The sequence below is a fragment of the Paenibacillus sp. FSL M7-0896 genome, from assembly GCF_037975415.1.
GTDB lineage: Bacteria > Bacillota > Bacilli > Paenibacillales > Paenibacillaceae > Paenibacillus_AQ > Paenibacillus_AQ silagei.
In genome coordinates, this window is the sequence record NZ_CP150250.1 from 3010127 (window position 1) to 3026732 (window position 16606).

Annotated in this window: 14 protein-coding genes; 8 read left to right on the forward strand and 6 right to left on the reverse strand. The window is 51.7% G+C overall.

Annotation, left to right across the window (positions count from 1 at the left end; all coding sequences use genetic code 11):
- Window positions 1-264 precede the first annotated feature (264 nt).
- Window positions 265-801 (forward strand): sigma-70 family RNA polymerase sigma factor, encoded by a 537-nt coding sequence (locus tag MKY12_RS12690; RefSeq protein WP_339313985.1) that lies wholly within the window; start codon window positions 265-267, stop codon window positions 799-801.
- Window positions 791-1924: a DUF4179 domain-containing protein gene (locus MKY12_RS12695; protein ID WP_339313986.1), complete on the forward strand. Its 1134-nt coding sequence runs from the start codon at window positions 791-793 to the stop codon at window positions 1922-1924. Before MKY12_RS12690 ends, MKY12_RS12695 begins: the two co-directional genes overlap by 11 nt.
- 64 nt (window positions 1925-1988) lie before the next feature.
- Here the strand turns inward: MKY12_RS12695 and MKY12_RS12700 are convergent, their stop codons facing one another.
- The 3 genes from MKY12_RS12700 to MKY12_RS12710 all read right to left on the reverse strand — a co-directional run bounded on the left by MKY12_RS12700 (window position 1989) and on the right by MKY12_RS12710 (window position 5026).
- Window positions 1989-2549 carry a hypothetical protein gene (locus tag MKY12_RS12700; protein WP_339313987.1) on the reverse strand — a complete coding sequence of 187 codons (561 nt, stop codon included), beginning with the start codon at window positions 2547-2549 and terminating at the stop codon, window positions 1989-1991.
- Between the two features lie 166 nt (window positions 2550-2715).
- A complete protein-coding gene (locus tag MKY12_RS12705) occupies window positions 2716-4017 on the reverse strand; it encodes a DUF5050 domain-containing protein (RefSeq protein ID WP_339313988.1) in 1302 nt (433 codons plus the stop codon).
- A 160-nt stretch (window positions 4018-4177) separates the two neighbouring features.
- Window positions 4178-5026, reverse strand: a complete 849-nt coding sequence (locus MKY12_RS12710; protein WP_339313990.1) for an ornithine carbamoyltransferase — start codon at window positions 5024-5026, stop codon at window positions 4178-4180.
- Window positions 5027-5254: 228 nt separating this feature from the next.
- Here MKY12_RS12710 and MKY12_RS12715 point away from each other — a divergent pair, with 228 nt between their 5' ends.
- Window positions 5255-6178, forward strand: coding sequence for a helix-turn-helix transcriptional regulator (locus MKY12_RS12715; protein WP_339313991.1), 924 nt, complete (start codon window positions 5255-5257; stop codon window positions 6176-6178).
- Window positions 6179-6266: 88 nt separating this feature from the next.
- Here the strand turns inward: MKY12_RS12715 and MKY12_RS12720 are convergent, their stop codons facing one another.
- Genes MKY12_RS12720 through MKY12_RS12730 form a run of 3 tightly spaced genes read right to left on the reverse strand, consistent with a single transcriptional unit; the run spans window position 6267 to window position 9844 of the window.
- Window positions 6267-7406, reverse strand: coding sequence for a toxic anion resistance protein (locus MKY12_RS12720; RefSeq protein WP_339313992.1), 1140 nt, complete (start codon window positions 7404-7406; stop codon window positions 6267-6269).
- 26 nt (window positions 7407-7432) lie between these two features.
- The gene (locus MKY12_RS12725) at window positions 7433-9118 is read right to left on the reverse strand and encodes a VWA domain-containing protein (RefSeq protein WP_339313993.1); all 1686 of its coding nucleotides are present in this window, start codon (window positions 9116-9118) and stop codon (window positions 7433-7435) included.
- Between the two features lie 18 nt (window positions 9119-9136).
- The gene (locus MKY12_RS12730; protein WP_209873353.1) at window positions 9137-9844 is read right to left on the reverse strand and encodes a hypothetical protein; all 708 of its coding nucleotides are present in this window, start codon (window positions 9842-9844) and stop codon (window positions 9137-9139) included.
- 619 nt (window positions 9845-10463) lie between these two features.
- Between MKY12_RS12730 and MKY12_RS12735 the strand changes: the two genes are divergently transcribed.
- The 5 genes from MKY12_RS12735 (at window position 10464) to MKY12_RS12755 (ending at window position 16486) form a co-directional block, all read left to right on the forward strand.
- Window positions 10464-11420 carry a DMT family transporter gene (locus tag MKY12_RS12735; protein ID WP_036730119.1) on the forward strand — a complete coding sequence of 319 codons (957 nt, stop codon included), beginning with the start codon at window positions 10464-10466 and terminating at the stop codon, window positions 11418-11420.
- A 285-nt stretch (window positions 11421-11705) separates the two neighbouring features.
- Window positions 11706-12542 (forward strand): PRD domain-containing protein, encoded by an 837-nt coding sequence (locus MKY12_RS12740; protein WP_339256248.1) that lies wholly within the window; start codon window positions 11706-11708, stop codon window positions 12540-12542.
- A gap of 109 nt (window positions 12543-12651) precedes the next feature.
- Entirely contained in the window at window positions 12652-14550 is a 1899-nt protein-coding gene (locus MKY12_RS12745; protein WP_339313994.1) for a beta-glucoside-specific PTS transporter subunit IIABC, read from the forward strand.
- Window positions 14551-14584: 34 nt separating this feature from the next.
- Complete coding sequence (locus MKY12_RS12750; protein WP_339313995.1) at window positions 14585-16060, forward strand: 6-phospho-beta-glucosidase; 1476 nt, start codon at window positions 14585-14587, stop codon at window positions 16058-16060.
- A 102-nt stretch (window positions 16061-16162) separates the two neighbouring features.
- On the forward strand, window positions 16163-16486 hold the full coding sequence (locus tag MKY12_RS12755; RefSeq protein ID WP_339313996.1) for a hypothetical protein: 324 nt from the start codon (window positions 16163-16165) through the stop codon (window positions 16484-16486).
- Window positions 16487-16606: the final 120 nt, after the last annotated feature.

Genomic DNA, 16606 nt, shown 5'->3' on the forward strand with positions numbered 1-16606 from the left:
TTTTCACATACATTCAGGCCGAGTGCCTACTTGGGAGCACAACGTATGCTGTTTTTCACATACATTTGGTCCAACACACCTTCTTCATAGCAGAAGGAAACTATAGTTTCCTTTATAACAAGAAAGGCCGCAATATTCCCGGCAGCGGGGATTGCGGCTTTTCTGTTGTTCATGAGGATTATAAAATAATTACCGCAGACTAAAACTGTTTGCATAACCTCTCCGTCTAATTCATGTAAAAAAAGATGGAGAGGAGAGGGAGAGATGACGATGTCAGGCGCAGAGATGAAGCGGGTCACTGCCGCTGTGCCGCTTGAAGAGACAGATTTCGTCAAAGCGTTGATGGAGCACAGCGACCAGTTATATTCTATTGCCTACAGTTATCTGGGCAACCGTAATGACGCGCTGGAAGCGTTGCAGGAGACGACTTGCCGGGCGTGGATGAAGCGAAGGACCCTTAAGGACTCAGGCGCGTTCAAAACCTGGCTGATCCGAATATTAATCTATGTCTGCATAGACGAGCAGCGCAGAATGAAGAAGGCGGTTCCCACAGCGGCAGAACATATGCAGGAGGCCGTCATTCATAACAGTACCGAATCTATGGAAATGCAGTGGGCGCTCTCGCAGGTGAAGGTGAAATACCGCCATGTGCTGCTGCTCAAATATTATAACGACATGACCTTGGCCGAAATCGCAGTCCTGCTGGGCAAGCCGGAGGGAACCGTCAAAACCTGGCAGCACAAAGGGCTGAAGCAGCTTAGGACCATTATGAAGAACCGGGGTGAGTGGGATGGACAATAGTAGGGAAGAGCAGGCGATGCTGACGGATGCGGCACGTATACACAAGGAAGCCGGAGCAGACGCCGGAGGCAATGAGATTAGGCAGGCTGTTCAGGCGGGAATCGAGCGCGGACGCCGAAAAAGCTGGCAGGGCAGACTCACCAAAGGCTCCTTCCTCGGAATCGCCGCAGCCGCGATTGCCGCAATCATTCTGTTCCTCATTCCGGTCATTCATGATGCGGCACCTCGTGCTGCCGGACCTGCCGGAGAAGTGAACTGGGGCGGGCTGGAAATGTTCAAGCGGCTCTATTCTTCTGATTCAGAGGCACCTACACTGGATACGGCCATCCGGCACGGCTATATTCAGGAAATTAATCAAAGCGCAGCCAGCGGGGATTACCGGATTACCCTGAATGCAGTAACGGCGGATGAGAATAAAATCATCTTTTTGTATACAGCAAATGTCGCGGAAGGACAGGAGATCTATAGTGTTAACAGTGCGAGAATCAAGAATCCGGCAACCGGCTATGATCTTGAGAACGGGGGTGGGATCGGCGCCCATGCTAAAAACAATGGACACGATGATAAGCGTGTTTTTTACGGGCGCGGCGCCATCCTTCTGGACCGGAGCAAGCCGTTCCCGGAGCAGCTGGAAGCGGATTTCCAGATTGCCTCAATGGATAAAGGGAAAATGAAAGATCTGGCGAAGGGTGTCAATGTAGCCGATGTGCATTATTCCCCGAGACTCAAGATCAGCTTCAAGCTTGACCCGAAATTCAAAAAGCAGCAGACAGTCATTGTCCGGCCGGGGGAGGATTTCATGCTGGAGGGGATTCAAGTGACGCTCGAGCAGGTTGAGCTCTCTCCCTTGATGATCCGCACTGTAGTCAAAATTAAAAACGAGTCTGAGATTACATGGGAGAACAGGCAAAAGATATCTGGCGCAGTACACAGGAATGAAATTCAGTCGACAGCCAAGTACGGAACCACCGAGATATGGTCACCGACAGGTACTGGAACCTATGAGGGCTTTGAACATTATTTCGGCAGCAATCTGCTGGATAAGCCGGAATCGATGAACATGATTATGAAGACCGGAGAAGGCAAGAATACCAAGGAGATTAACTTGCCAATCCTGCCGTGAATCCTTGCATGTGGAAGAGGCTGACTGCCGGTATGTCCGGCGGATCAGCCTTTTGGCGGTTGGGTTAGAGCGGTTGTAATCCCCGGTTATCAAACCTGAAGGCAAGCTTATTGCCGTCAAAAGTCTCTCCGGTTCTTTCGGTATATTTCCCCTGTGTATAGCGGGAGACGGTCTTCCGCCAAAATTTCTGTCCGGTTATATTCTTCGCCGCCGGATTCGTGAACAGCTCCCATTCACCCCGGAATTGTTCAAACACCAACACCGCCGCCTCTTCCGCGATTCCTGTCCCTCTGAAGGGCTGCAGTAGAAAGAAGTCGTTCACGAAATAATCAACGCCCTGCGCGCAGTGAGGAGGGGTGGCGATGAGGGCGAAGCCTGCCGGCATCGAATTAGCTTGAATCAGAAAAGGGTACAGAATGCCCGGCTTGTCCCACCAAATATTCTGCACGTCATACTGATCTGCCAGCGTCCGGTATTCGTCCGTATCCTCAAAGATACCGTGCCGGTTAGGAAGATGCCCCTCCACAAGTCCGTAATGTCCCGACAGATCATGCAGATAGAGCGGTAACATATTTTTGATGATATAGGCTTCATCCGGTCCGGTTAGCTTGATAGATATATTCATTGCCAGCCTGCTTTCTGTAATTATCTATAACGCCTACTCCCAATGTATACCGGGAATGAAGTCTTTTCATAGGCAAGTCTCTGTTATAAACTGAACTTTATCTATTCGCATCTTAAAAAAGCCGAAACTTCCGATATCGGAAATTCCGGCTTATTCTCTCTGTATATTACTTCGCGGAGACCAGTGCTAAGTAGCTAACCGGACCAGTGGACAGCTTGATTTTGGTTTTGCCGTCATTGCTGTACCGGTACAGGCAGTCGTTATCCAGACCATTGATATAATACAAGCCGGGAATGTTGTCTGTAATTACAGAGTAATCGGACTCAACGCCCGTCATTTTGGTCAAGGATGAATCGGCATTCAGGACGTAAGCATCGGCTGCGGTGAACAATACGGTGGTGAGCGTCGTTCCGTTCTTAACCGTTCTGACATCTTGAACATTCGTCAGCGGCAGCGCCTTGGAGGCGATGATTTTGCCGTTGGCCAGCGTGCTGATGTAGGCTTTGCCTTTGGAATCTGCATAAACCAGCTTATTCGCAGCAATCTCGCTGATGCTGGTCACACTGTTCTGGCTGAGCTGCAGGATCTTCCCGTTCTTATCCATCAGGAAGCCTTTGCCGGTGTTATAATCCAGCTCCTCGCCAGCAGCGTCCACTTTAATGCCTTTGTTGAACAGAAAATAATGGTCGGACCAGCTACCGGCAGTGGCGGCATTGGATTCAAGCGGGTTTTTGGCATTGGCTGCTTTGGGAGCTCCACCGCTTAGAGGGAGAGTGTAGAGCACCATTGAGTTCAGAGAATACTCGGTTTCGGCAGGTTTGTTGTCAATCATAAGGTTAATACTTGTAGCATAAGGATGATAAAATTTGCTCTTCTGAATCGCTCCGCTGGCAATCCACTGAATGGCTCCACTCCCGTCGCGGGACCTCGAAGCAACCCAGGTAGTGTTGTTCTTCAGCGCATTATAATAGATTCGCCCGCCCAAGACGTCGAAGGCCCGGAAATTCACATCGGCATTGTCTGCGATAAGGGTAAGCTGTGAATCATCGTCAGCGTCGGCCAAGGTGCGGTAGATGTGTCCTGTATCATCCAGGAAGTACAGATAGGGACCCTCGAACAGGTAAAAGAGGATATTCCGGTCCCCGAGGAAGCTGGTAATTAAAGCATCGGGATCGCTCAGAGATAGCCGCTGAATTCCCATACCGTCATCATAATAAAAATACAGATATTTGCCGGTTGAATCTAATCCGTTGCCGTCATAATTCTCAACGATCTTCTGTGTCTCACTTCCATCTGTGGTCACACGGTATAAAACATCGTCAGAGACATAGTACACATATGATTTCGCAGAAGCTGCCGCTGCTGCCGTATGTGACTGTCTGCCGCCCCCAACTGTACCGAGTGCCGCCAGTAGCAGCACGAGCAGAAGGACACCTGTTTTTCTGGATAGTAATTGTAAAGCCTTCATAGTCATTCTCCCCTTCAGCCAATGTGGTAAACATACGAACAAATCCTGTTCTAATAAGATATCGGAGAAACGGGCAGTTTCAAATATACAGCTTAAGCCCTAAAAGCTTTGCATGAAAGAGAAAATGAACCGGTAGGCTGGGACTCATGGTCAGGTAGAATCAGTGCGATAAGCAATAGATCAGGATGGCCTGCTGAAGGTAGATCAGGCTTTTCTTGAACCCGAATCCGGCAAAATAAGGCGAAGCAATCACCTCTTCACTGACCTCCTCATTGCGGAAGAAGGGAGGACAGGGGTTCAGCAGTGCCCCGGGTCTTGTCTGCTTCATCCGGTCCAGTGTAATCTGATAGGCGCCGATATACTCCGGGGTCAGGAAATCCTTGGGCAATGAATCGGTAAGAATCACATCGCTCTCCGGCAGCACGCTGTCCAGGCTCGTATGAAAGGTATAGCCCGGGTGATTGCCGCTGTCCATCTCATGACCTGGCGTGCATACATGATGGAAGGATAGATTCAGGGCTTGCGCCGCCTCCAGCCAGGTTCTTGATATATTGCCGGGCGGTCCCACGAAGGTGTAGGTCAGCTCCCGGTAGTTGTCCCGGAGGGTGCGCAGAGCATACAGGTCAGCCATAATCTCGCAGGGATGATTATGTGCGGTCATTGCATTAATAACGGGAACAGAGGCGTATGCAGACAGCTCCTCCAGTTTGCACAGATCCGGGATTCTGGCAATGATGCCATCCCCCCAGTTCTCCAGGTAGCGGACGATATCGCCCGGCGCTTCTTTCTTGTCAAGCGTCTCCGGCGGAAAGGTAATGCAGGCCCCGCCCAGATCACTGATGCCTTTCTCGAAGCTGACCCTTGTACGCAGACTGGTCTGCGGGAAGAAGAGAATCATGGTTTTGTCTGCGAGCAGCGGTTCTGATTTTCGCAGACGAAGCCGGTCGGTTAATTCAAAGATATCCAGAATCTGCTCTGAAGTAAGCTGGTTGATATTCAAAAAATGCATCGGTGTATCCCCCGGTAGATGAGAAATCAGCAATAATTGCCGGTTGAATAAATATACAATAATAAGGAATAGTATACAACCCATTTAATGTTAAAAGCACATTCTACCGGCAGTTGAATCAGAGGGTATGCAGCCATTCAACCAGCAATTGATAGGATTGTGCATGCTGAAATGCTATGCTGTTTTCGACAGTGTGCACTGTACATTTTATAATCTCGGAGGGATATCATGCTCGACTTGCGTAGAATTGGGGCTTATATATCGCGGCTTCGCAAAGACCAGGACTGGACCCAACTGGAGCTTGCCGATCAACTGAATGTAAGTCATCAGGCGGTATCGAAATGGGAGCGGGGCGACTCGCTGCCGGATATTGGAACACTTCCGCAGGTTGCTAGGTTATTCGGCAGAACGGTAGACGATATTCTGAATGCAGGAGACCACGCAGACAGCCGGGAGCACCCGCACATAGGCTTGATTGTTGAGAAGTTCGCAGAGAACAGGCCGGGCCAGGTGGCAGAGCTGGTCAATACCGGTAAGCTGGAGATGGATGAGCTGGTAGAAATAGCGCCGTTTGTAAAAGCAAGTACTCTGCAAAAGGTTACAGAAGGCATAGACAGCAGCGTGATTAAGCTAGAGGTGATCATGCGGCTGGCTCCTTTCCTTGGAACAGGTACACTAGATGAACTGGTTCGTCAAGCTGAAAAGAAAGAAATAGCTTGGAATGTCATTTCCGGACTTGCCCCGTTTGTTAGCAGCAGCACCTTAAGCCGGCTGGTCGATCAATCAGCAGAGGGTTCCAGAGAGGTGAACAATCTTGTGGGCATCGCCCCGTTTCTGGAACGGGAACAGCTGGACGGGTTGGTGCAGCAAGCCAGAGGGGACAGCCCCAGCTGGAATTCCATTCAAGGACTGGCCCCCTTTGTTAGCAGGGAGACGTTAGGTCTTCTAGTGGACCGGGTGGCAGAAGGTACTGTCGATGGAAACCGGCTCACAGGCCTCGCTCCTTTTCTGGACAGGGGAAAGCTTGAGAAGTTGCTTGGTGAAGTCGAAGCGGATCAGCTCAGCCCGGATCTGCTGGCAAGCCTCGCTCCTTTCATCGATCAAGGGACGTTGAGCAGAATGGTGACAGGCTTACTGAATAAAGGGAAGTAGACAGCAAAAGGAAAATAGACAGCAAAAAAACAGAGCACCGGCGTATCCGCCGCCATGCTCTGTTTTGCGTTAAATATGGGGAGTGATGCTACAGCCCGAGCGTATTGCCCTTTTCCAGCCGCTGAATCTGCTGTTCCCCGTTATCTGCCAGCTCCCGGAATTGGATAATCGTCTCGCGCATCTTGGGGAGCGCCTCCTGCTTGTAGGTGCTGATCGAATCCAGGGCAGAGAGGACGTCGGTGAAGGCCTGCTTCAGCGTATCGACCGAAATACTGGTTTCGAGCGATTGCTTGTGAATGGCTGCACCCTGCTCCTTTAGCATTCTGGAGGTGCCGCTGATCAGATTGTCGGTGGTCTGGTTCAGCAGCTCGATTTTTTGGAGCACGATCTTCTGGTTATACAAGGCGCTGGCGACTGTAACCGAAATTTTGAGCGCAGATACCGTAACATTCCTCGCTCTGTCGACTCCGCGGATCAGTTCCTTGTTGTTGCGGATGACAACCTCGATGGCCATAATGCCCTGCTGATTGACCACGAGCATCTGCTGCAGATCCATCACCCGCTGGCGCAGCGGGAACAGGACCTCCTCCGTAATGAAACGCACCTTATCCTCATCTTCACTGCGCTGCTTGGCAGCTTCAATCTGCTTCTCGATTTCCTCATCCATCAGGATGCCGAGCTGAATCTCCTTCTTAAGCCGCTTGGTCAGCTCCCGCAGGGTCTGCTGTTCAATCTCAAGTGTCGTGTTGTCATTCTTCAGCACGGCTTTGCCTTTATCCAGGGATAGAATAATATCTGAGATGACGGCATCGGCCTTTTGATATTTGGCGAAATAATTACGCAGGGGATGGAAAAACTTGCCGAGGAACCCGCTTTTGGCGAAATCGACCGCGCTGGGGTCCAGATCCTTGAGCTGCTGATGCAGCTCGGTTAATCCCTTGGCGACCTGGCCGCCTTCATCCCCGGTCTTGGACAGATTGCCCACCGATACCTGAAGCAGGGAGTTCTTCTCCGACGAGGAGCGCATGGTGCCCATCCCGAAGCTGTCAATCGACTGCAGCACGGCCTTGCGTTTCTCGAGAGACTCGAAGTCCAGCTCCAGGATACTGGAGACATTATTAATCGCCTGCTCCTTAAGCCGGGTGACTTCCTCCGGCTCCGGCTGGACCTGCTCCTCGATGACCGATTTCAGCTTCTCGGGGCTGGGAATTTCCATGGTGAATGACATATGAACCCTCCTTCAGAATATAAAGTCTACATTTGCACGTTGAGCAGGTTTCCGATTTTGTAAACTACATCCTCTGTGTCAGCGTTGATATTGGCCGCCTCGTTGATGCTTGAAATGCTCTCCAGTGCCTTGATATTGGCATTATACCCGATGGTGTATACCGGAATTTTGTAAGTCTCGATCAGGCCGCGGATATCATCCAGGGAATGGCCTTCGTTGGTCTCCCCGTCGCTAAGCACGAAGATCAGGGGCTTCATATCCGGGTTCACCGCCAGCTCATCCTTCAGCATCTTCATCGCAACCACCAACCCGTCGAAGGTAGCCGTGCCGCCCACAGGCTGAAGGCTGTTAATCGCTCCTACGAACATGGACTGCTGATTGGTATCATATTTGCCTATGGGCAGATTGATGGTCACATCACTGGAATAGGAGACAAAGCCGATGCTGTTGTCCTTGCCGAGGAATTTTTGGCCCTTCAGCAGAGACTCCTTGAGACGGTTCAGCGGCTCGCCGGCCATGCTGCCTGAGACATCGGCTACGAACACTGCCGCAATCGGTTTGCTGCCGTTCTTTTTCTCCTTCCAGAGCTTCTGGGCTGAGGAGAGAATGGCACCGTCAACCGGTGCCAGCTCGGAGACGTAGTCCGCCAGGCCGTTGAAGCCCTTGTCCGCAGCCGTCTTCTGGTACTTATCCTGCTGGACGAATTCGCCGAATTTCTTAATGATCGCCAGCTTCTCCGGCGGCAGCTGCCCGAGTGCATACAGCGGGCTGTCATGTCTTACCCCGAACGGGGTGAATACATAGCCGCTGGTCAGATCCTTCGCATTGACGAAGGTCTGATACTCAAGGACGAAGGCATCCAGCATGCCGGATTTCGCCGCTTCCCGCATTTGCAGGGTGGTGGAGGCGATGAAGGGCACGTTGGCCTGGAACTTCTCGAAGCCTTGAACCGCCTTGTCTCCCAGCAGATCCGTACTGTCGAACGTGCTCAGTGCGGTGACCAGGAAATTAAGCCCCGTGGAGCTGGCAAAAGGATCGGTGTACCCCATCGCCAGCTCATTAGCCGCAATGGCATCAGTAATCGTCTTCACGTTGATTGAGCCGTATTTATCGACCAGCTGATCGTATTTCTGTTTGCTCATTACCACTCCGGCTACGTTGCCGGTCAGGCGCTTCGTAACCAATTCGGCCTGCACGCCGCTGGCTTTGACCATCTCGCCCCATAGCTCATTAGAGGGGGTGAAGGCGTCAGGCACATATTTGCCGGACCGGATATAATCAGCGGCTGTGCCGGAAGCGATGTTGCGGATTTTGACTGAGGCGGGTTTGCCGTCTATTGTAATACCGGCAGCGTTGAAGTCTGCGGCGACCTCATTCAGCCAGCCGTCATTGCCTGTTCCTGATTTCTCCGTGGAGGAGAAAATCTCGACGAAGCTATCCGTGGTGCTCTCTATGGAGATGGGGAACTTGGAGATATCGGGCAACGAATCGCCGATGGATGCCGGATCAAGATCGATCTGCCCTTTTACAGGCTCAGCACTGGTCACGTTGATATCCTTATAGATGCGGTTGAGTCTTTTGTCGGCGTCTTCGGCAGAGATTTCTGTCTTGGATTTGCCCAGATTGGACGTTAAGGTAATTCCGAAATAGACAAGTGCGAAGACGGATGCGGCGATAATGCCGAGTATGAACAGTGTTTTGCCTTTCCTCATAGGTTCATCTCCCTTTCCTTACTGATAGAGTTTCGTCTGCCCGATCAGGGCGGTTAATTCCTGCATGCATGGCATTTCTTCCACATTGCTATAATCTGCGCTGCCCAGCTCGGTAATCTCCAGCAGCAGCTGATCCAGCTTCAACAGAATTTCCTCATTGGCCCCGAGGCAGCCTTTGACATAAGAGAGATATTCATTGTATAGCGCAGTTTTCTTCTGAATCAGGGAACTGGAGAACCGGCTTGACGCGTTATCGGCGCTGAATTTGGCGAACTCCGCGGCATCGAATACACTAAGCTTGTTCAGAAGCCCCCGGATATTCAGGTAGAAGAGCTTCTCAACCTCCATAATGACGGAATGAAACTTGCGGAAGCTGAGCTCAGCCGGATCGAACCTGCGGCCCAGCACCTGGAGCAGTGCGGTCTTCTTCTTCTCAATCCGCTCCATCTGGTCCAAGGCGAGGGAGATATCATCCTTCAGCACCTTCACATTCCGGTGACGGCCGAGGCCGGCAATGTAATCCTCCCGCGTCTCTAATTGCACGCTGACGGGCTTGGCAGCCGGAGGTTTGAAGAGCAAGGTGTAACTGCCGTATAGGACGACCAGCAGACTGATGATTAGCAGGGTTACTGCCGATGCCGTTTCCAGCGGGCTTCCGCCGATCTCGACACCTAGCAGGCCGGGAGATAGAACAATGACATTTAAGATGACAACTCCGGCAATCATGCCGAATAGCTTAACGGGCCCGGATCTGTTCAGGATCTACACCTCCTCCGTAGTAGTATATTTGGGGATAGCAGCTTGAATCACATGAAATGGGATTGGAATGAAGGCTATTACAGACTGCTACGTATCGAAACTTGTCAATGTTTCAAATTTTTACGATCGCGCCGGATTGAGGACGGGTCTTCACCATATGTAAGGCTCCTTTCGAATGAACTGCTGAATTGAGTTATATTTTATCATAATTTGGGAGAGGGGGGACTGTGTTTGTTATTGTTCATTGGCTGGAGAATTGATTAAAAAGAGGTCTACGTACGGTGAATTTCAAATTTAAAAGAAATATAGGTTGACGTCAGCTCACTTGGCGTGTAACATACAAAGAGTCGTCAACCAGGCAATAATTTCATAACTCTATATTGTTCTCGTATAACCTCGCAGCCATTCAGATATCACAGGGCGAGGGTTTCTACAGGAAGCCTACTCTTCCTAACTACGATGATAAGGACCATGAACCAGCGGTCCCTGTCCCGGAGTTAGGATTTTTTGCGTCTCTGCGGTCCTTGACCTTGACGCAGCAACATTCAGATCAGAAGATTCAGGAGGCATAACAGACATGAAAGATATGAAATATTTAATCTCCGTACTTGTAGGCGCTATGAGCTACGGCATTTTATCAACGATTGTTGTATTGGCTTACGGGCAAGGTTACAAGCTGGGAGAGGTGGTCGGCACTCAGCTCTTAACCGGCTGTATTCTCGCCTGGCTGCTCGCGTTATATACCAAGCTTAGAGCGAACCGCAAACAGCGCAGCACAGCGAACGTTGCGGCGTCCGCCAAAGCGGCTCCCACCCGGCTGACCTGGAAGCATAGACTGCTCTTGATGATGGCCGGTGCGCCAACCGTGGTTACGGGTCTGCTGTACTACCAGTCGCTCCGGTATATTCCGGCTTCGCTGGCGATTATCCTGCTGTTCCAGTTCACCTGGATCAGTGTGCTGATTCAGGCGGTAAGCAAACGTCAGCGCCCAGACAAAATCACGGTGCTGACGCTGATCCTGCTGTTCGGCGGAACCCTGCTGGCCGCAGGTATTCTGAATCAGGGAGCTGCCGAGTTTAACCTGCTGGGGCTGCTGCTGGGATTATTATCGGCAGTCAGCTATTCGATGTTCATTATCTTCAGCGGCAAAGCCGTTCCTTCGGCCCATCCGGCCTACCGGAGCGCCTGGATGGTCACTGGCGGCCTAGTGCTGCTGTGTATCCTGTTCCCGCCGACCTTCCTGTTTAACGGTATGCTATGGGGACCGCTGCTGCTGTTCGGCTTCCTGCTGGGCTTGTTCGGCGCCTTTATCCCGCCGCTGCTGTTCGCCATCGGGGTTCCGCATATCGGCGGAGGGATGGCCGGTATTCTGGGCGCCGTCGAACTGCCTGTGGCTGTCTTAATGTCCTCGTTCGTATTGCAAGAGCATGTAAGTCTTCTGCAATGGACCGGAGTGGTGCTGGTGCTGCTGGGTGTGGTATTGCCGGAGCTGTATAAGCTGCGGTGGGGTAATGCTCAGAGCGTGAGTTCGTCATCGGTCTGAGCTCAGGCGTAGAGAAGAGGAGTGTTCCCAGTGAATAGGGGACACTCTTTTTTTTCGGATCGGATTTTTGTAAGCGCAAACATTTTTGTTGCCAAAAGTGAAATTCAGTGCTATTCTGAATTTGGGATTGTTACTGCAAAGGCAAAACCCAAAACATGGTCACGTGTTTTGGGTTTTGCCTTTCTTTATGTTAAGGACCCTGCGGGACGCTGCAAGGAACCTTGACCCGCCTAACATCCTGTAAGCAGTGCCAAATGAAATTCGGGGTAAAGGAGGGCAGCTTGGTTGATTATCGAGAAGATTTTCAATAACAATGCCATTATTGCCAAGGATTCAGGTAAGGATGAATTGGTTGTTATGGGACGCGGCATTGGCTTCAAGAAGAGCCCGGGCGATCCGGTGGATGTATCCCTGATCGAGAAGACATTTGTACTGAAGCGAAATGACGCGTCCGAGAAATTCAAGGCCTTAATGGCGGATGCCCCCGCCGAATATGTAGCCTTAAGCTATGACATTATCGAGTATGCCAAGCAGACGCTGAAGGCCCGGCTGAGCGATTATATCTATGTGACCCTGACGGATCATTTGACTCATGCGCTGAGGCTTCATGAGCAGGGCATCCATAATGACAATCCGCTTCTCTGGGAGATTCAGCGCTGTTATCCGAGGGAGTATGCCATCGGACACCATGCTATGGGGATGATTGAGCAGGATACCCGTATCCGCCTACCGGAGGATGAGGCCGGGAACATTGCACTCCATCTGATTAATGCGCAAATGAACAGCTCAGGCAACAAGATTGCAGATCTTACCAGGCAGACCCAGCAGATTGATGACATCCTCAATATTGTGAAGTATTCCTATAACAACGAGATTGATGAGAATACCGTCAGCTACGAACGGTTCATCACCCATTTGCGTTATTTCTTCCAGCGCTCGCGCAAGCAGGAGTCTGAGGAGTCCGTGGACGATTTTCTGCTCAAGCAGGTGAGGATGAAATACAGGAAGGCGCATCACTGTGTGCTCAAAATTGAGAAGTATCTGGACCTGAAGCTCCTGGATGAAGAAATCCTGTATCTGACGATTCACATTCAGCGGGTAACACAAAGACAAACTGAATAAAACCACTTGGATTGTTACTGGTCATGCAGGCGAAACCAAATCAGGCAGGAAGCTGCCGGGATGGTTTCGCCTTTTGCTTATCATTCATCAGGAAACGGGAGGACTTACTATGAAATATGAGGCACTAGCCAAGGATATTATCAAGCATGTCGGCGGCAAGGAGAATATCAACGGACTCAGCCATTGCGTGACCCGTCTGCGCTTCAAGCTGAAGAATGAGGCGGTGGCCAATACAGATGTGCTGAAGAACATGGACGGAATTGTAACGGTAATTCAGAGCGGCGGCCAGTATCAGGTCGTGATCGGCAATCATGTGTCTGAGGTCTATGCCCAGGTGATGACAGCGGGCGGATTGCAGGAAGGCGGATCAGAGACAGCCTCCGGTGAGAAAATGGGTCTGTTCAACAGCTTCATCGACATGATCTCCGGCGTATTCTCGCCGACCCTTGGTGTACTGGCAGCGACCGGGATGATTAAGGGCTTCACCGCCCTGTTTCTAACTGTGGGACTCCTCACCAAGGAGTCGGGGACCTACCAGATTCTGAATGCGCTCGGGGATTGCCTGTTCTACTTCTTCCCGATCTTCCTGGGGTATACCTCGGCTAAGAAATTCGGGGCCAACATCTTTATCGGGATGGCGATAGGCGCTACGCTGGTGTACCCGTCCTTTGGCACGATCACGGCGGCGGGCGAACCGCTGTACACGCTTTTTAGCGGAACGATCTTTGAATCGCCTGTGTACATTACCTTCCTGGGGATTCCGGTCATCCTGATGTCCTATACCTCCAGCGTTATTCCGATCATCATCTCGACTTATATTGGCTCCAAGCTGGAAGCCTTCTTCCGAAAAGTGACGCCGAGCGTGGTGCGTACCTTCCTCGTCCCATTCTTCACCCTGCTGGTCACCGTTCCGCTGGCGCTGATTGCAATCGGACCGGTCTCCACCTGGGCCGGACAGCTGCTGGGGCAGGGAACCTTGTTCCTCTACAACCTTAGTCCGGTTATTGAGGGGCTGCTGGTAGGCGCGTTCTGGCAGGTCTTTGTGATCTTCGGGCTGCACTGGGGTCTGGTGCCGATTGCCCTCAATAACATGGCTGTACTGAAATCCGATCCGATTCTGGCGGCTTCCTTCGGCGCTTCGTTTGCCCAGACCGGTGCTGTGCTGGCGATTATGCTGCGCACCAAGAATGCCAAGCTGAAGTCATTGTCGATTCCGGCTATTATCTCAGGGATCTTCGGAGTTACGGAGCCTGCCATTTACGGGATTACGCTGCCGCGCAAGAAGCCGTTCATCTTAAGCTGTGTCGCGGCGGCGGTCGGCGGCGGTATCGTCGGTCTGATGGGCACCAAAGGCTATATTCTCGGCGGTCTGGGGATCTTCGGTATCCCAAGCTACATTAGCCCTGACGGGATGGATAAAGGCTTCTACGGCGCGATTGCCGCCATTGTAATCAGCTTCATTCTCGGGTTCATTCTTGTCTTCTTCTCTGGGTTCAAGGATGAGGAAGCAGTGGACAGCAAGAGCGGCGGGACTGCCCGGAGCAATCTGGTGAAGCAGGAGACGGTGGGAAGTCCGCTGAAGGGCCAGATCAGAGCCTTGTCGGAGCTGACGGACGAAGCTTTTTCTACTGGCGCAATGGGCAAAGGGATAGCGATTGAACCGCTGGAAGGCAAGGTGTACTCTCCCGTTGACGGGGTACTGACCACCTTATTCGCCTCCGGCCATGCGATCGGCATCACCAGTGATAACGGGGTCGATATTCTGATTCATGTCGGGAAGGACACGGTCAAATTGAAGGGCAAACACTTCACCCCCCGGGCCAAGCAAGGAGATACCGTCACCAAAGGCCAGCTGCTCATGGAGTTCGACGTTGCCGCGATCAGAGAGGCGGGCTATACGCTGACTACGCCTGTGATCATCTCCAATTCCGGTGAGTATCTCGACGTTATTGAGACGGACCAGAAGAGCGTCGATTACCGGGAGAATCTGCTGACTGTCATGATCTAAACGTTATCCTAATTCAATCTCAGGAGGAACGAATATGAATAAGAACGTGAATGTAAGTGTGAACAACAGAAGTTTTCCGGCAAATTTCCTGTGGGGCGGGGCAACGGCTGCGAATCAGCTCGAAGGCGGGTTCGATGCGGGAGGCAAGGGGTTAAGCACAGCAGATGTCATGACCGCGGGAACGCATACGGTCTCCCGGAGAATTACTCCGGTGCTGGAAGCCGGGGCTAATTATCCGAGTCATGAAGCGGTTGATTTCTATCACCGGTACGAAGAGGATATCGCGCTGTTCGCCGAGATGGGCTTCAAGGTGTTCCGCATGTCCATCGCCTGGTCGCGAATCTTCCCGAACGGGGATGATGCCATGCCAAGTGAAGAAGGGCTGCAGTTCTATGACCGGGTGTTTGCCGAGCTGGCCAAGCACGGGATCGAACCGCTGGTGACGATCTCGCATTATGAAGCACCTTACCATCTGGCTGAAGCTTATAACGGATGGGCGGACCGCAGAACGATCGATTTCTACATCCGTTACTGCGAGGTGATCTTTAACCGCTACAAGCACAGCGTGAAGTATTGGCTGACCTTCAATGAGATCAACATCCTCACGATGCCGTTCGGGACATTCATGGCCGGGGCGATGAAGCCGGAGGGTAATGCCGAGTTGACTGCGTCTGCGCAAACCGACAATGAGCAGCTAAGATACCAGGCGCTCCATCACCAGTTCATCGCCAGTGCCAGAGCCGTGAAGCTGGGACATGAGATTCATAAGGATTTTCAGATCGGCTGTATGATTGCCTACATGTGCTCTTACCCGCTGACCTGTAATCCCGAGGATGTACTGCTGGCCCAGCAAAAGGATAATCTGAGTAATTTCCTCTGCTCCGATGTTCAGGTGAGAGGCACTTATCCGGGCTTCGCGCTGCGATACTTCCAGGAGAAGCAGATTGAGCTGCAGATGGAGGCAGGTGACGGGCAGATACTTAAGGAAGGCTGTGTGGACTTCTACACCTTCAGCTACTATTCGTCCACCTGCGTGAGTGCAGCCCCGGATCAGGAGTCGGTTGGCGGCAATATGTCGCTGGGTCTGAAGAACCCGTATTTGCAGGCAAGCGCGTGGGAATGGCAGATTGACCCGCAAGGCCTGCGGTGGTCCCTGAATAATATCTACAACCGTTACGGACTGCCGATGATGGTGGTGGAGAACGGCCTTGGCGCAGTGGATACCTTAGAAGCAGATGGTTCAATTAAGGACAATTACCGGATCGAATATCTGCGGGAGCATGTCCGGGCGATGGGTGAGGCGCTGGCTGACGGCGTGGATTTGATCGGATACACCTCCTGGGGCTGCATCGATCTGGTCAGTGCAGGCACCGGAGAGATGAAGAAGCGCTACGGCTTCATCTATGTGGATAAGGATAACGAAGGCAAGGGTACGCTGGACCGCTCCCGCAAAGACAGCTTTTTCTGGTATCAAAGGGTAATCGCCAGTAATGGAGCTGAGTTGGAGTAATCCGCGTCTGCCGTCAGCTCACTTTTACAAATATCTGTCTGCTGTTTCAGTCTGTCATCCCTACGGTATATGATTATTAACAACCATTAAAGGGGATTTCCTATGATCATAAAAGGGATCGAGAACATGGACGGCGGCAATATAATGAGCCAGATTCAGCAAGGCGGCAAATTCGTGATCTACACGTATTGCTTCTCTGTTGTCCTGATGACATTCAGACGTAGCTCGGACATCTATTTCATCAAGGCGGGCGAGGGCTCCGTCAAAAAAGGCTTGAAGTACACCCTGCTGACGTTCCTAGTGGGCTGGTGGGGGATTCCCTGGGGCCCGATCTATTCCATCGGCGCGTTCATCACCAACTTCAAGGGCGGGAAGGACGTCACGAATGAAGTGTTAGCCGCCCTGTCGAACCAGAACGCTTCATAATAGAAGTACACATATGAGAAGCTGTCCCGCAAGCCGTGAAATATGGCTGATTGGAGCAGCTTTTTATTTCCCGCTTAAACGGTACAGTCCTTTAAAAGGACGGCAAAGCCGTTTCCACTT